Annotated in this window: 12 protein-coding genes; 5 read left to right on the top strand and 7 right to left on the bottom strand. The window is 65.9% G+C overall.

What is annotated here, in order from left to right; translation table 11 throughout:
• Positions 1-268: 268 nt before the first annotated feature.
• Positions 269-1,147, bottom strand: a complete 879-nt coding sequence (gene htpX / locus AC1PLU_RS09920) for a protease HtpX (RefSeq protein ID WP_481093388.1) — start codon at positions 1,145-1,147, stop codon at positions 269-271.
• Positions 1,148-1,245: 98 nt separating this feature from the next.
• On the opposite strand from htpX, the gene gluQRS reads away from it, so the two are divergent.
• The 3 genes from gluQRS (at position 1,246) to phaR (ending at position 3,720) form a co-directional block, all read left to right on the top strand.
• On the top strand, positions 1,246-2,112 hold the full coding sequence (gluQRS, locus tag AC1PLU_RS09915) for a tRNA glutamyl-Q(34) synthetase GluQRS (protein ID WP_481093389.1): 867 nt from the start codon (positions 1,246-1,248) through the stop codon (positions 2,110-2,112).
• Positions 2,113-2,230: 118 nt separating this feature from the next.
• Positions 2,231-2,971, top strand: a complete 741-nt coding sequence (gene phbB / locus AC1PLU_RS09910; protein ID WP_481093390.1) for an acetoacetyl-CoA reductase — start codon at positions 2,231-2,233, stop codon at positions 2,969-2,971.
• A 158-nt stretch (positions 2,972-3,129) separates the two neighbouring features.
• On the top strand, positions 3,130-3,720 hold the full coding sequence (gene phaR / locus AC1PLU_RS09905; RefSeq protein WP_006452176.1) for a polyhydroxyalkanoate synthesis repressor PhaR: 591 nt from the start codon (positions 3,130-3,132) through the stop codon (positions 3,718-3,720).
• Positions 3,721-3,767: 47 nt separating this feature from the next.
• Here phaR and AC1PLU_RS09900 read toward each other — a convergent pair whose 3' ends face one another.
• The 6 genes from AC1PLU_RS09900 to AC1PLU_RS09875 form a co-directional block, all read right to left on the bottom strand.
• A complete protein-coding gene (locus tag AC1PLU_RS09900) occupies positions 3,768-4,733 on the bottom strand; it encodes a TraB/GumN family protein (protein ID WP_481108340.1) in 966 nt (321 codons plus the stop codon).
• 16 nt (positions 4,734-4,749) lie between these two features.
• Complete coding sequence (locus tag AC1PLU_RS09895) at positions 4,750-5,688, bottom strand: DUF1684 domain-containing protein (RefSeq protein WP_481093392.1); 939 nt, start codon at positions 5,686-5,688, stop codon at positions 4,750-4,752.
• Positions 5,688-7,550 (bottom strand): DNA mismatch repair endonuclease MutL, encoded by a 1,863-nt coding sequence (gene mutL / locus AC1PLU_RS09890; RefSeq protein WP_481093393.1) that lies wholly within the window; start codon positions 7,548-7,550, stop codon positions 5,688-5,690. The genes AC1PLU_RS09895 and mutL overlap by 1 nt, the downstream gene beginning before the upstream one ends.
• A gap of 137 nt (positions 7,551-7,687) precedes the next feature.
• Positions 7,688-9,421 carry an N-acetylmuramoyl-L-alanine amidase gene (locus AC1PLU_RS09885; protein ID WP_481108339.1) on the bottom strand — a complete coding sequence of 578 codons (1,734 nt, stop codon included), beginning with the start codon at positions 9,419-9,421 and terminating at the stop codon, positions 7,688-7,690.
• Positions 9,422-9,491: 70 nt separating this feature from the next.
• On the bottom strand, positions 9,492-9,992 hold the full coding sequence (gene tsaE / locus AC1PLU_RS09880) for a tRNA (adenosine(37)-N6)-threonylcarbamoyltransferase complex ATPase subunit type 1 TsaE (protein WP_481108338.1): 501 nt from the start codon (positions 9,990-9,992) through the stop codon (positions 9,492-9,494).
• Complete coding sequence (locus tag AC1PLU_RS09875) at positions 9,989-11,491, bottom strand: NAD(P)H-hydrate dehydratase (protein WP_481108337.1); 1,503 nt, start codon at positions 11,489-11,491, stop codon at positions 9,989-9,991. Before AC1PLU_RS09875 ends, tsaE begins: the two co-directional genes overlap by 4 nt.
• A gap of 24 nt (positions 11,492-11,515) precedes the next feature.
• Here AC1PLU_RS09875 and queG point away from each other — a divergent pair, with 24 nt between their 5' ends.
• On the top strand, positions 11,516-12,583 hold the full coding sequence (gene queG, locus AC1PLU_RS09870) for a tRNA epoxyqueuosine(34) reductase QueG (protein ID WP_481093396.1): 1,068 nt from the start codon (positions 11,516-11,518) through the stop codon (positions 12,581-12,583).
• A 54-nt stretch (positions 12,584-12,637) separates the two neighbouring features.
• Entirely contained in the window at positions 12,638-13,975 is a 1,338-nt protein-coding gene (xseA, locus tag AC1PLU_RS09865; protein WP_481093397.1) for an exodeoxyribonuclease VII large subunit, read from the top strand.
• The last annotated feature ends 258 nt before the right edge of the window (positions 13,976-14,233 follow it).

The raw sequence follows: 14,233 nt of genomic DNA, 5'->3' as shown, positions 1-14,233 counted from the left end.
AATCGGTGAGGACACCGCACCAGAAGGTTTGCTGACTGCTTTACTCAAAGCCATGCACACCGACCATCTCGACTGGTCCTTGCCCGCCCACCGTCGCGGGACCTTACGCGGCATGGATGCCGCGTAAGAGCTTACAAGGACGTACTTGCAGCGTGTCCCGCGATGGTGGGCAGGCAAGGGCCCTGCAGCCAATCAACAGATCAGCCGCTCTACAACCGATCTATCCGCGCTGACCAGCCACTTCAAGACAATCGACAGCAGTGCCGCGTTATCGCGCAGCACCGTTCGCGGCACGCAGCGCAGCGATGCGTTCGGTCAACGGCGGATGGCTCAGGAACAGACGACGCAGGCCGTCGCCCACACCGCCGGAGATGCCGAACGCCTGCACCTGCGACGGCAAGGTGTTCTGGCCGTGATTGAGCGACAAACGCTCCAGCGCGGCGATCATCTTGCTGCGCCCTGCCAGCTGCGCACCACCGGCATCGGCGCGAAACTCGCGGCGACGCGAGAACCACATTGCGATCATGGTCGCGAACAAGCCGAATACCATCTCCAGCGCGAACACGATGATGTAATACGCAAAACCGCGGCCACCTTCACGATTGCTGGAGATGGCGCCGTCGATAACACCGCCGACCACACGCGCCAGCACGATCACGAAGGTATTGAGCACGCCTTGCAGCAGCGCCATGGTCACCATGTCGCCGTTGGCGACGTGCGCGATTTCATGGCCCAACACCGCTTCGGCCTCGTCCTGGCTCATGTTCTGCAGCAAGCCGGTGGACACCGCCACCAAGGCATTGTTGCGATTGGCGCCAGTGGCGAAGGCGTTGATCTCCGGGCCGTCGTAGACCGCCACCTCCGGCATGCCGATGCCGGCCGCCTGCGCCTGGCGACGCACGGTCTCCAGCAGCCAGCGCTCGGTCGGCGTGCGCGGCTCGGTGATGACATGGGCGCCGGTGCTGCGCTTGGCCATGAACTTGGACAGCAGCAAGGACACGAGCGACCCACCAAAGCCGAACACGGCCGCCATCACCAGCAAGCCGCTCATCTGCGCGGGATTGACGCCCAGCACCGACATCACGATGCCGGCCAGCATCAGTACCGCAAAATTTGTCAGCAGAAACAGGAAAATGCGGTTGAACATGGCGCGATGACTCCACACATGCGGGAATGAACTGCTGCGGATTTGCGGCCGCCAGCGCTTGAAATCAAGCAAGCATCTGACCGACGATTCAGCTGCCCATGTCATCACCCAGCTACCGCGGCCGCTTTGCGCCCTCCCCCACCGGCCCCCTGCACTTCGGCTCCCTGCTGGCGGCCTTCGGCAGCTGGCTACTCGCGCGGCATGCCGGCGGTGAGTGGTGCGTGCGCATCGAAGACATCGACCCGCCGCGTGCCGAGCCCGGCGCCACCCAACGCCAGTTGCGCACGTTGGCGGCATTCGGGCTGAGCTCGGACATCCCGGTGATGTATCAGTCCGATCGCGACGCGCAGTACGCCGCCGCTCTGACCACGTTGCTGGAGGCCGGGCTGGCCTTTGAATGCAGCTGCAGCCGCGCCGATCTTGCCGGCATGGGCGGCATCCACCACGCCTGTGTGGCGCCGCTGGGTACCCGCCGCGCGGTGCGCCTGCGGGTGCCGCCACAGGCGTCGGTCGGCTTCGACGACGCACTGCAGGGCCACGTGGTGCAGGACGTGTATGCGGAGGTCGGCGATGTGGTGCTGCGCCGCGCCGATGGGTATTGGGCCTACCAACTGGCGGTGGTGGTGGACGATGCCGCGCAAGCCATCACCGATGTGGTGCGTGGCGCGGACCTGCTCGACTCCACCCCGCGCCAGCTGCTGCTGCAGCGCGCCCTGGGCCTGCCGCAGCCGCGCTATCTGCATCTGCCGCTGATCCTGGATGGCGACGGCCGCAAGCTGTCCAAGTCGCACGACGCACCCGCACTGGACGATGCCGACCCGCTGCCGGCCCTGCACGCCGCCTGGGCCGCACTAGGACAGAACGTGGCAGCACTGCCGCGGCATACTGCAGTCGACACGCTGCTGCAACATGCCGTGCAGCATTTTTCGCCCCAGCTGCTGCCCCGCCACCCCCTCCGAACGTGACCGAACGCGCATCACAGCGCCGGCGTGACTAGAATTGCGACCCAGCACCGGCAACCGGGCGCGGCGCGACTGCCAGCACCCCGATTGCCTCCAGCCTCATCTGTTGATTGGAGTCGTCATGACATCTCGCGTCGTATTGATCACCGGCGGCACCGGCGGCATCGGCACCGCCATCTGCAAACGCCTGGCCGACCAGGGGCACCGGGTCGCCAGCAATTTCCGCAATGAGGAAAAAGCCCGCGAATGGCAGCAGCGCATGCAGGCGCAGGGCTACGAGTTCGCCCTGTTTCGCGGCGATGTGGCCTCCTCCGAGCATGCGCGCGCCTTGGTCGAGGAAGTGGAAGCCTCACTGGGGCCGATCGAAATACTGGTCAACAACGCCGGCATCACCCGCGATACCACCTTCCACCGCATGACCGCCGAGCAGTGGCATGAGGTCATCAATACCAACCTCAATTCGGTCTTCAACGTCACCCGTCCGGTGATCGAGGGCATGCGCAAACGCGGCTGGGGCCGGGTGATCCAGATCAGCTCCATCAACGGATTGAAGGGCCAGTACGGGCAGGCCAACTACGCCGCCGCCAAGGCCGGCATGCACGGCTTCACGATCTCGCTGGCGCGCGAAAACGCGGCATTCGGGGTGACCGTCAACACTGTCTCACCAGGCTACGTGGCCACCGACATGGTAATGGCGGTGCCGGAAGAGGTGCGCGCCAAGATCGTTGCCGACATTCCCACAGGGCGGCTGGGTCGCCCGGAAGAGATCGCCTATGCGGTGGCATTCCTGGTCGCAGAAGAGGCCGCCTGGATCACCGGATCCAACCTGGATATCAACGGCGGCCATCACATGGGCTGGTAGCGTTTGCTGCACCTTCGCGCTGCAGCATGAAATTTCCTTAGAAATCATGCTGCGCAGCATTTTTTAGGTGTCTGCTTAAGAAAATAAGGCCTTTTGCTGTTGCAAGCGCTGTTGCGGTGCGCCATCCTGCGCGCACTATCGTTGTGAGTGAACGTTCCATGGCCGGACTTCGCATCATCAAGAAGTATCCCAATCGCCGTCTTTACGACACGGAAATTTCCAGCTACATCACCATAGAGGACGTGCGTCAGCTCATCATCGACGGCGAAGAATTCGAAGTACGCGACGCCAAGAGTGGCGAAGACCTCAGTCGCGCCGTATTGCTGCAGATCATTGCCGACCGCGAACAGGACGGCGAGCCGATGCTCTCCACCCAGTTGCTGAGTCAGATCATCCGTTTTTACGGCGACTCGCTGCAGGGCTTCATGGGCAATTACCTAGAGCGCAGCATGCAGGTGTTCCTGGATCAGCAGCAGCAGTTCCGCCAGCAGATGGGCAACCTGCTTGGGCAGACCCCGTGGGCGATGATGAATCAGCTGACCGAGCGCAACCTGGAGTTGTGGCAGGAATTCCAGCGCAATTTCGGCGCCGGCTTCGGTCGTCCAGGTGGCCCCGGCATGCCGCCGACACCACCGGGCTCCACGGGTGTGGGCAGCGGCCCGATGGGGACCGGCACGCACAAGGGAACGGGTACACACGGCACGTCCAGCAACACGGGCACCACCGGCAAGGCCCGCAATCGCGGCTGAAAGACGACTGCTGCGCGGGAGCGTGACACGCTCCCGGCGCAGCCAGATCAGCGGCCGGCCTGCTCCGTGCAGGCCGAGCAGATCCGCTCCACGTGGTAGCCACGTGCACGCAGACGCTCCACCACGCCGTCGCTACCCAGCAGATGCAGCGTACCGACCACCACCAGCGTGGTTCCGCTGCCTTTACCTAGCCGTTGCTCCAGGAGCGGCACCCAACGCGCATTGCGCTCGACGTTGATGTCCTGATACAGCGCCGGGTATTGCCGACGCATGTCTTCGGCCATTTGCGTGGATAGCGTATGCACATCGCCATTGCGCCAGGCCGTGTGCAGCTGACGCACCTGATCGGTAGCCTCCGCCTCGTCCAGCGACTCTTCCAGCAACTGATGCTGCTCGGTGGGCGACATGCCATCCAGCATGGCGATCTGTTGTTCGGCGCGCTCCAGGCCATCGGCCGGTTTGCCCTTGGCCTGCGCCTGCTCCATCAGGTAATGATCCAGACCGGCGTTCGGGTCCATGCCTTGCCGGCTCATCTCGGCCAGGCTGATCGTCAAGGCGACAAACCAGGGCTCGAGTGGCTGCAGGGTATCGAGTGACATGCCGTATTTGCGCGCGTAGGCGCTCAAGGCCTGCCAGGTTTTTGCATCGAGCGCGTCCTGCAACCGGCGCCCGTCGGTGCGCCGTGCCGCCTGCAGCATGCGACCGGCCAGCTCCGGCGATTGCGCATCCGATGGCGGTAGTTCGAACACCAGCCGGTCGGCCTTGGCGAAGGCCTGCATGACGTCCGGCGACAGCGGGTAATCGCCGGGCTTGAGCACATGGAACGAGCCCAGCAGATACAACGTGCCGCCCTTGCCATCGACCTTCCACAACAACGGCACCGGTGGGCCGGCCGGGGTCTCGCCGCCAGCACGCGCCGAGGTCGGTACGACTGCCCCGCTCCACAGCGCCACACAGATCAGTGCGCTGCTGCACCATGTTGCAAATCGGGTTCGCGCGCTTGTCTTCACCACGTTGGTTTTCTCCACGTCAGTGCGGCACCTTGTAAGCCTTCTCGCCCGCCGACACGGCCAGGTCGATCCGGTTTTCCGGTGGCGGCAACAGACAGGTCGCGAACGGCGTAAACGCGCACGGCGGGGTGTAGGCACGATTGAAGTCGATCACCACATGCCCGGAAGCATCGGCGACATCCAGATCCAGAAAACGCCCGGCCGGGTAGCTCCCATGCCCGCTGGTACGGTCGGCGAACACCACGAACATCGGCCGCCCCGGTTCGCCGATGGTTTCCAGCCGATAGGGCTTGCCGTCGCGCTCGAATTCGACTGCCCCCGCGTTCGGCTGCTCGCTGCTGATGCCCACGATATCTACCATCGGGATGGTCTTGCCGACATCGTTGGGCACGTAGCGTCCGCTGATACGCCAGGACGGATCGACTGGCCAGTATTCCAAACCGGCGAAGCCGGTGCGAGATGGTGCATCGGCATGCTTGACCCGCAAGGCATTGCGGTCGCCGCGATGGATCAGGCTCAACACGCCCTTGCCGTCATCGAAATTGATCGAGGTCGGCTGTGGCTCGTCATCGGAGTGGAAGCGGATCCTGCCGGTCAGCGGCTTGCCATCGACGCTCAGTGCTGCACCGCGCTCGGGCACGAACCAGACCGTGTTGGCCTCGGAGGACACCATGCCCATCTTGGGCGGCCCGACCGCCAGCTTGATGCCGCTGTCGGCGCTGCTGCCGATGTAATGCGCCTTCAGCGAAAGCCAGTGCAGGCCGACCAGACTGGTCCAGCCGTCTGGCGCACGCAGCTCTGCCAGGCGGGCTTCGCGCCAGGCGGCATCGTCGGCCAGAAAGGTCTTGTCCAGGGCGACTGGCGCCGCCGGCGGCGGTGCGTCTTGCCCGCATCCGGCCAGCGTCATGAGCACCAGCATGCCGAGCAGCCAGTGTTTCCCCTTATGCAACCCAGCCATCAACGCCCCCTGAGAAACCAACGATCGATTTCGCCCAGCGTAAACCGTGCCCAGGTCGGTCGGCCATGGTTGCATTGGCCGGAGCGCTCGGTGGCTTCCATATCGCGCAGCAGCGCGTTCATTTCGGGCAAGGTGAGGCGTCGATTCGCGCGCACTGCACCGTGACAGGCCATGGTCGACAGCAGCTCATCGCGCGCAGTGGCGATGCGGCGGCTCTGACCGTGTTCGCGCAGGTCGCCGAGCACATCGCGCAGCAGCGCTTCCGGTTCGGCATTGGCCAGCAGCGCGGGAATACTGCGCACATGCAGCGATTGCGGACCGGCGCGGGTGATCTCGAAGCCCAGGCTGGCCAGCGTATCGGCTTCGCGCTCGGCGGTGTCGGCTTCGCGCTCGCCCACTGCCAGCGTCATCGGTACCAGTAGCGGCTGCGCGTGCAGACCGATGCTGTCGTGCGCGTTCTTGAGCCGTTCGTAACCGATGCGTTCGTGCGCGGCGTGCATGTCCACCACGATCAAGCCCTCGGCGTTTTCGGCCAGGATGTAGATGCCGTGCAATTGCGCAACGGCATAACCGAGCGGCGGCACACCGCTGTCGTGCGAAGTCGCCGGCAAGCCGGTGCCGGAGAAGGTCTGCATGGCCGCGGACTGCTGCTGTGCGCTGCCGGATGGCGGTGCATACAACGCGCTGTACGCGGCGCGCGCTTCATCCACGCGCAGGCCCAAGGGTGTTTGCGATGGGGTCCAGTTGCCGTAGCCAGTGCCGCCACCACTGCCGGTTGCGCCACCGTAGCTTGGGATGTTGGCCATTCCACTCGGTGCAGCACCTGTGTCGCTGGCGCCTTCCGTGCCGATGCTGTTTGGCATCGCGCCGGCACGCGTGTGCGCCAGCGCGTCCTGCAAGGTGCGATACACGAAATCGTGGATCAGCCGCGCCTCGCGGAAGCGCACCTCATGCTTGGCCGGGTGCACGTTGACGTCCACGCGCGCAGGGTCCAGTTCCAGAAACAACACATACGCCGGCTGGCGGCCATGGAACAGCACATCGCCATAGGCCATCTTCACCGCATGCGCCACGCTGCGATCGCGCACCGAGCGGCCATTGACGTAGAGATATTGCTGGTCGGTACTGGCGCGCGAGTAATGCGGCTGCGCGACCCAGCCATGTAGACGTAGACCGGCGCCACTGTGATCCACGCGCAAGGCCTGCCGGGCGAAATCCTCGCCCAGCGTTTCGCCCAATCGCGCATCCGAATACAGATCGCCTGGCTTGTAGCGGCGCGAGGGTTTGCCGTTGTGCGAGACCCGCAATTCCACATCCGGCCGCGCCAGTGCCAACGAGCGCAGCCACTCTTCGATATGCCCAAGCTCGGTGCGCTCGGCACGCAAGAACTTGCGCCGCGCCGGCACGTTGTAGAACAGCTCGCGCACTTCCACCGTGGTGCCCGGCGCATGCGCACGCGGCGTCACTTCGCCCAGGCGCCCGCCTTCGATTTCCAACGCAGAACCATGTTCGGCATCGTGGCGGCGCGAGACCAGGGTGAAGCGGCTGACCGAGGCGATCGACGGCAAGGCTTCACCGCGAAAACCGAGCGTGGCCACGGTTTCCAGATCGTCCAGCGAGGCGATCTTGCTGGTGGCATGCCGCGATACCGCCAACGGCAGTTCGTCCGGCGGGATGCCGCCGCCGTTGTCGCGGATACGGATCAAGCGCACGCCGCCTTCTTCGAGCTCGATATCCACGCGGGTGGCGCCGGCATCGAGCGCGTTTTCGACCAGCTCCTTGACCACCGACGCGGGCCGCTCGACCACTTCGCCGGCAGCAATCTGGTTGATCAGGATGTCGGGCAGTTGACGAATCGCCATCAGCGCAGGCACTCGCGCTGGTCGCAAACTGGGAAGCGCATCGAGGGTGTAGCAAGCAAGACAGACGTCGGCACGGCAATCCGGCGGCGCGCAGGCGCCGTCATCAAGGAATCAGTGCGGAATGATAGCCGAGCGGGTCAGCGGCTGCCGCCGGCCACGGTGCCGGCGCTTGCATCGGCTTCTGCCTGCGCACGCGCGGCGAACAGCGTTCCCGGTGGCGGCTGGCGAGTGAAGAAGGTATCGATGCCGTCCAGCACGGCCGAGGCAATCTTGCGCTGGTAGGCCGGATCGATCAGGCGCCGCTCTTCATCCGGATTGGAGATGAAGGCGGTTTCCACCAGCATCGCCGGCATGTCCGAGGTCCGCAGCACCGCGAAGTTGGCGCGTTCCAGAAACGGCTTGTGGTTGTTGCCGATCCGCTTGAGCCCGCCCAGCACATGGCCGGCAGCATCTTCGGAAGCCTTCATGTGGCCGCTTTGCGCCAGATCCAGCAAGACGTTGGCAAGCGTGCTTTCGGTTTGCTGCAAGCGCACGCCACCGACCAGGTCGGCAGCATTTTCCTTGTCGGCCAACCAACGCGCGCGCTGCGAGGAAGCCCCCTTGGTCGACAGCACGTAGACGGATGAACCGGTTGCGCTGCGATTTTCTGCGGCATCGGCGTGGATCGAGATGAAGATGTCGGCCTTGGCGGCGCGCGCTTTTTGCGCGCGCATCGGCAGCGGAATGAACACGTCGGTGTCGCGCGTCATGTACGCCTTCATGCCGGGCGTTGCGTTGATCTGGCGCGCCAGTTCGCGGCCGACCGCCAGGGTGACGTCTTTTTCGCGCTTGCCGGTGGGGCCCATCGCACCCGGGTCCTGGCCACCGTGGCCGGGATCGATTGCCACGATCAACGGGCGCATGCCCGGCGCCATCTTGATCCGCGAGGCTTCGCTGGGCAGGACCGGGCGCGGCGGGATATCGTCGCTGTCTGTGCCCGCAACCACGCCTGACGCCGCGTTCGGCATGGCTGCCGCGGTGTTGCCGGGTGCAACGCCCATCGGCGCAGTGCCACCGTTCAAGATCGCAGCGGGCGATGCGCTGCCGCCAGTCATCGCCACGCCTGTGGGTGCATTGGCAGTGGTGACCGTGACGCGATTGGGCGTATTGCTGCCGGCGCTTGCCGGCATAGCCGTACTGGTCGTCACCGCGTTCGTGGCAACGCTGGGACGCGGCGTCGGCACGCCAGTGGCGACCGTTGTCGGAACGGGTGCCGTTGTGACGGTAGGCATGGCCGATGCCGGCACGTATGGTGCTGGTTCTGGTGCCTGCGGCGGTGGCGCGGATGAGGCGCGCTGCGCAGATGCAGCCAAGGCTGCGGTCGCACGCGCTGCCTCGGCCTGTGCATTCACCGGCTGCGCCGTGACCGGGCGCGGCACCGGCATTGCTGCAGGCGCTGTCGCCGTGGTGGCGGCCGTGGCCGCAACCGGCGTCGGATCGCCCGGCCACTCGATCACCAAGGTCGAGGCACTGCCCAGCGTCTGCATCTGCGGCTTCAGCGGCGTCACCGGCGTTGCCAGCTCGAACACCACCCGGAACGTCCCCGGCACCGGCTGGCCAGTGCGCACCGAAGTCACCAGACCTGCAGCGCCAGGCAGCTTGAGACCACGCACGCCCGCAGAATCGGGGAAATCCACCACCAACCGATTGGGGTTGGCCAACGACAGCGTCTTGAAGCCGCCGCTGCCGGCAAGCTGAATCTCGGCGCGCGTGCCGGTGGCACCGGTGCTGACGCCAACGCTCTTGATTTCGCCGGCCCACGCAGCAAAAACCGCCAGGCTCAGGCTGGCGGTCAGGGCAGAAACACAGAACTGGCGGATCCCCGGTGTCATGGGGCTGGATTCAATCACCCAATAGTGTCAATTGCAAGGTGATTTCCCTTAATAATCCACAACCTGGCGTTCATTGTTCTTGTGAGCCGACAGAAAGCGCCTGCAACTCGGGGTGCTGTAGCAGACGTGCCAGCCAGCCGCGCCCGGTTTCGCTTCTGCCCAGCAGCTTGACGCTGCGACCTTCGCCTTCAACGGCCAGTTCCACGTCCAGATCCACCGGCGGCAGTGCGCCTGCGCCACGTTCCGGCCATTCGACCAGCCACAGGCTCGCGCTGCCCTCGTCTAGCCCGAGAAAGTCCAATTCGCCGGCATGCCCGATGCGGTACAGATCCATGTGCCAGGCCTCGTCGCCGGTACTGAGCGGATAGCGCTCGACCAAAGTGTAGGTGGGGCTGCGGATCGGCCCGGTAACGCCGAGTGCGCGCAACAGCGCGCGCGCCAGGGTGGATTTGCCGGCGCCGAGATCGCCATGCAACTGCACCATCGCAGTCGTGGGACGCACTGCGGCCAGGGCCTGGCCCAGGGTTTCGGTAGCCTGCGCATCGACCAGTTGTGCGGTGAGTTGGCTCATGCAATGGCTCCGGCGTTGGCGAGGCGGCGAAGTTCTGGTAACAAATCCGTTGGCAGCAGGCCGCGCTCGCCAGCGCGCGCGGCCGCGTCGCCAGCGCAGGCATGCAACAAGGCGCCCAGGCTGGCGGCATCGAGCGGCGACCAGCCCTGCGCCAGCAAGGCGGCGATCACGCCGGTCAGCAGATCGCCCATACCGCCCACCGCCATGCCCGGATTGCCGGCGTCGATGATGCGTGGCACTGCGTGCGGCGCGGCGACCACGCTGCCGGCGCCTTTCAGCACTACAACCGCGTCGAAGCGCTTGGCCAAGGCGTCTGCGGCGGCCAGACGGTCGCGCTGGACCTGTGCGGTGGACAGGCCAAGCAAACGGCCCGCCTCGCCGGGATGTGGGGTCAATACGCGCGGCCCGCGTCTCGGCACTGCGTTGGCAGCCAGCAGATTCAGGCCATCGGCATCGATGACGACCGCGGCATCCGAGGCCAGCACCGCATGCCACAACGCCTGTGCCCAGGCGTCCTGACCCAGGCCCGGCCCCAGTGCGACCACGTCGGCCGCATTGGCCAGTGCGGCGATGTCGTCGTCGTCCTGCACCGCGCGCACCATTGCCTCCGGGCAGCGCGCCAATAGCGGCGCCACGTGCTCGGCGCGGGTGGCGACCTGCACCAGCCCTGCGCCGCTGCGCAAGGCCGCTTCGGCGGTCAGCATGATCGCGCCGCCGCTACCGAGATTGCCGCCCACGCACAGCACCCGCCCGGATTCGCCCTTGTGCGTATTGCGTCGGCGCGGCCGCAACTGCGCGGCCAAGGCGTCGATGTCCCAACTGTGTGCGGCAGGCTCCAGCCCGTCGAATGCGGCATCCGGCACCTCAAGCGAGGCAATCGCGCGCTCGCCGGCATGCTCCAGCGCATCGCCGGTGTACAGCCCGATATGCGGCACGATGAACTGCAAGGTGGCCTCCGCGCGCACCGCGGCATCGAAGGCAACGCCGTGATCGGCATCGATACCGCTGGGCACATCCAGCGCGAACACCGGCACGCCAGCGGCGTTGATGGCCTCGATCAACCTCGCGGTCTCGGCATCCGGCGCGCGGTTGAGGCCGATGCCGAACAGCGCATCGACGATCACATCGGCCTGCGCCAACGGAGACGGAAACAATGCGATCGCGCCACCAACGCCCAGGTAATCGGTGCAGGCCCGCTGTGCCAGCGCCGAGGCAGGGCCGTGCTCTGGAAGATGCACCACCCGCACATCACGCCCGGCCCGCTGCGCCAGGCGCGCCACTACATAGCCATCGCCACCGTTGTTGCCGGTGCCGCACACCACCACGATGCGGCGCGCTTGCGGCCAGCGCTCCAGCAGGTACTGCCAGGCGGCCTGCCCGGCGCGTTGCATCAACAAATAGCCATCGCCACCGAGCAGCGCGGTGGCCTGTGCATCCAGCCGGCGCGCAGCGGCGGTGTCGTAAAGATCGAGCGGTAAAAGATCGAGCGGTACGTACATGCCGGGAATTCTATACTTGTCGCCATGTCTGCCGTCCTCGCCCGCCCCGACCCCACCGACGCCGCCGCGCGCATCCGTACGCTTGCGCGCGAGGCCGGCTTTCAACGTTGCGGCATCACCGGCATCGAGCTGGGCGAAGACGAGGCGCATCTGCGCAGCTGGCTGGAAGAAGGCCTGTACGGCACCATGCACTGGATGGCACAGCACGGCGACAAACGCTCGCGCCCGCAGGAGCTGGTGCCCGGCACCTTGCGGGTGTTGTCGGTGGGCATGGACTACGGCCGCAAGGACGACACCGAAGCCTGGAACACCTTGCACGACGGCCGCCGCGCCTATGTGGCGCGGTATGCGCTGGGGCGCGATTACCACAAGCTGATGCGCAACCGGCTGCAGAAACTGGCCGAGCGCATCCAGGGCGAAGTCGGCGCGTTCGGCTATCGCGTATTCGTCGATTCCGCACCGGTGCTGGAGCGCGCATTGGCGCGCAACGCCGGGCTGGGCTGGATCGGCAAACACACCTGCCTGATCGATCGCAATGGCGGTTCATGGTTTTTTCTGGGCGAGATCTACCTCGATCTGCCGCTGCCCATCGATACCCCGGCCACCGCGCATTGCGGCACCTGCACGCGCTGCATCGACATCTGCCCGACCCAGGCCATCATCGCCCCGCACCGGCTGGATGCGCGCCGCTGCATCGCCTATCTCACCATCGAACACGATGGCGCAATCCCTGAGGAGATGCGCAAGCCGATCGGCAACCGCATCTTCGGTTGCGACGACTGCCAGCTGGTCTGTCCCTGGAACAAGTTCGCCCAACGCACCGACGAAGCCGATTTCCGTGCCCGCAACGACCTGGATGTGGCGACGCTGCCGCAGCTGTTCGCATGGGACACGGACGAGTTCCTGCGCCGTACCGAGGGCAGCCCGATCCGGCGCAGCGGCCACGAACGCTGGCTGCGCAATATCGCAGTGGGGCTGGGCAATGCGCCCGGCACGCCGGAGGTGTTGGCAGCATTGGAAGCCCGTCGCAACGACGATTCGGAACTGGTACGCGAACACGTGGGTTGGGCGCTGGCGCAACACGGCCTGTGAGCATCCGCGTGATGCACTCACGCATGCGCATCGCCGCTGCGGGATAATGCCGCGATGGCCGACCGCAACGAACAGATCCTCACCCCCAGCCAGCTCAACACGCTGGCACGCGACCTGCTGGAAGGCAGCTTCCCGCTGGTCTGGGTGGAAGCAGAGCTGAGCAGCGTCACGCGCCCGTCTTCGGGCCATCTCTATTTCACGCTCAAGGACGCACGCGCGCAGATCCGTTGCGCGATGTTCAAGCCCAAGAGCACCTGGCTGAAGTTCCAGCCGCGCGAAGGCCTGCGCGTGCTCGCGCGCGGACGTCTCACCCTGTACGAAGCGCGCGGCGACTACCAGCTGGTGCTGGACCACATGGAAGAAGCCGGCGAAGGCGCCTTGCGCCGCGCCTTCGACGAACTGCGTGCACGCCTGGCCGCCGAAGGCTTGTTCGATGCCGAGCGCAAGCAGCCGTTGCCGGCGCATGTGCGGCGCCTGGCGGTGATTACCTCACCCAGCGGTGCAGCAGTGCGTGATGTGCTCAGCGTGCTGGCGCGACGTTTCCCGCTGCTGGAAGTGGACCTGCTGCCCTCGCTGGTGCAAGGCGACAGCGCCGCCGCGCAGATCACCTCGCTGCTGCAGCGCGCAGACGCCTCCGGGCGCTACGACGTCATTCTGATCACCCGCGGCGGCGGCTCGCTGGAAGATCTCTGGGCGTTCAACGACGAGCGCCTGGCCCGCGCAATTGCCGCCGCGCAGACACCGGTGGTGTCGGCGGTTGGTCACGAGACCGACTTCAGCCTGAGCGACTTCGTTGCCGATGTGCGTGCGCCTACGCCCTCGGTGGCCGCCGAGTTGCTGGTGCCCGATCAACGCGAGCTGGTCGCCCGCGTGCGGCGTGCACATGCGCGCATGGCCCAGCTGCAACAACACGCGCTGGGCAACGCGATGCAGCGCGCTGACCGGCTTGCATTGCGTCTGCGTGCGCATAGCCCGCAGGCGCGGCTGCAACTGCTGCACCGCCGACAGGAAGATGCCGGCCGCCAGTTGCGTGCACGCATGACCCAGGTACTGGAGCGACTGCAAGCACGTGTGCAACGTGGGCAGACACGCCTGCATGCGCACAACCCGCAACGCGATCTGGCCAACTTGCAGCAGCGCCTGCAGGCCTTGCACCCGCAGGCAGCCATGCAGCGACGCTTGCAACACGATCAACTGCGGCTGCGTGGTCTTGCGCGCTCGCTGGAAGCGGTCAGCCCGCTGGCCACGGTGGGGCGCGGCTACGCCATCGTGACCAGACCCGTCGACGGCAGCGTGGTGCGCAGCGCCGGCGAAGTAAGCCCCGGCGAGCGCCTGCGTGCGCAGCTGGCCGATGGCAGCATCGATGTGCGGGTGGAACGCAGTGAAGGCTAAGAGCGGCTAACACGCCCTCTTGAACGCTGTATCGATGGCGGCACCATGTCTGGTGCACCCAGCTTCGTTGACGCGTGGAATGATGTCGAGAATGGCAGCGACATTGATCGAATCGAAAAGCGCTGACCAGACCGCCCGTCATCGGACAAAACTCGCGGCATGCACGGCTCGCACCAAGCGCACCGACCTTCCCCACTGGTCCTTGCCCGCCCACCGTCGCGGGACCTTACGCGGCATGGATGCCGCGTAAGAGCCTAC

Source organism: Xanthomonas sp. NCPPB 2933 (genome assembly GCF_056725225.1).
This window is presented reverse-complemented; position numbering and strand designations above follow the sequence as displayed.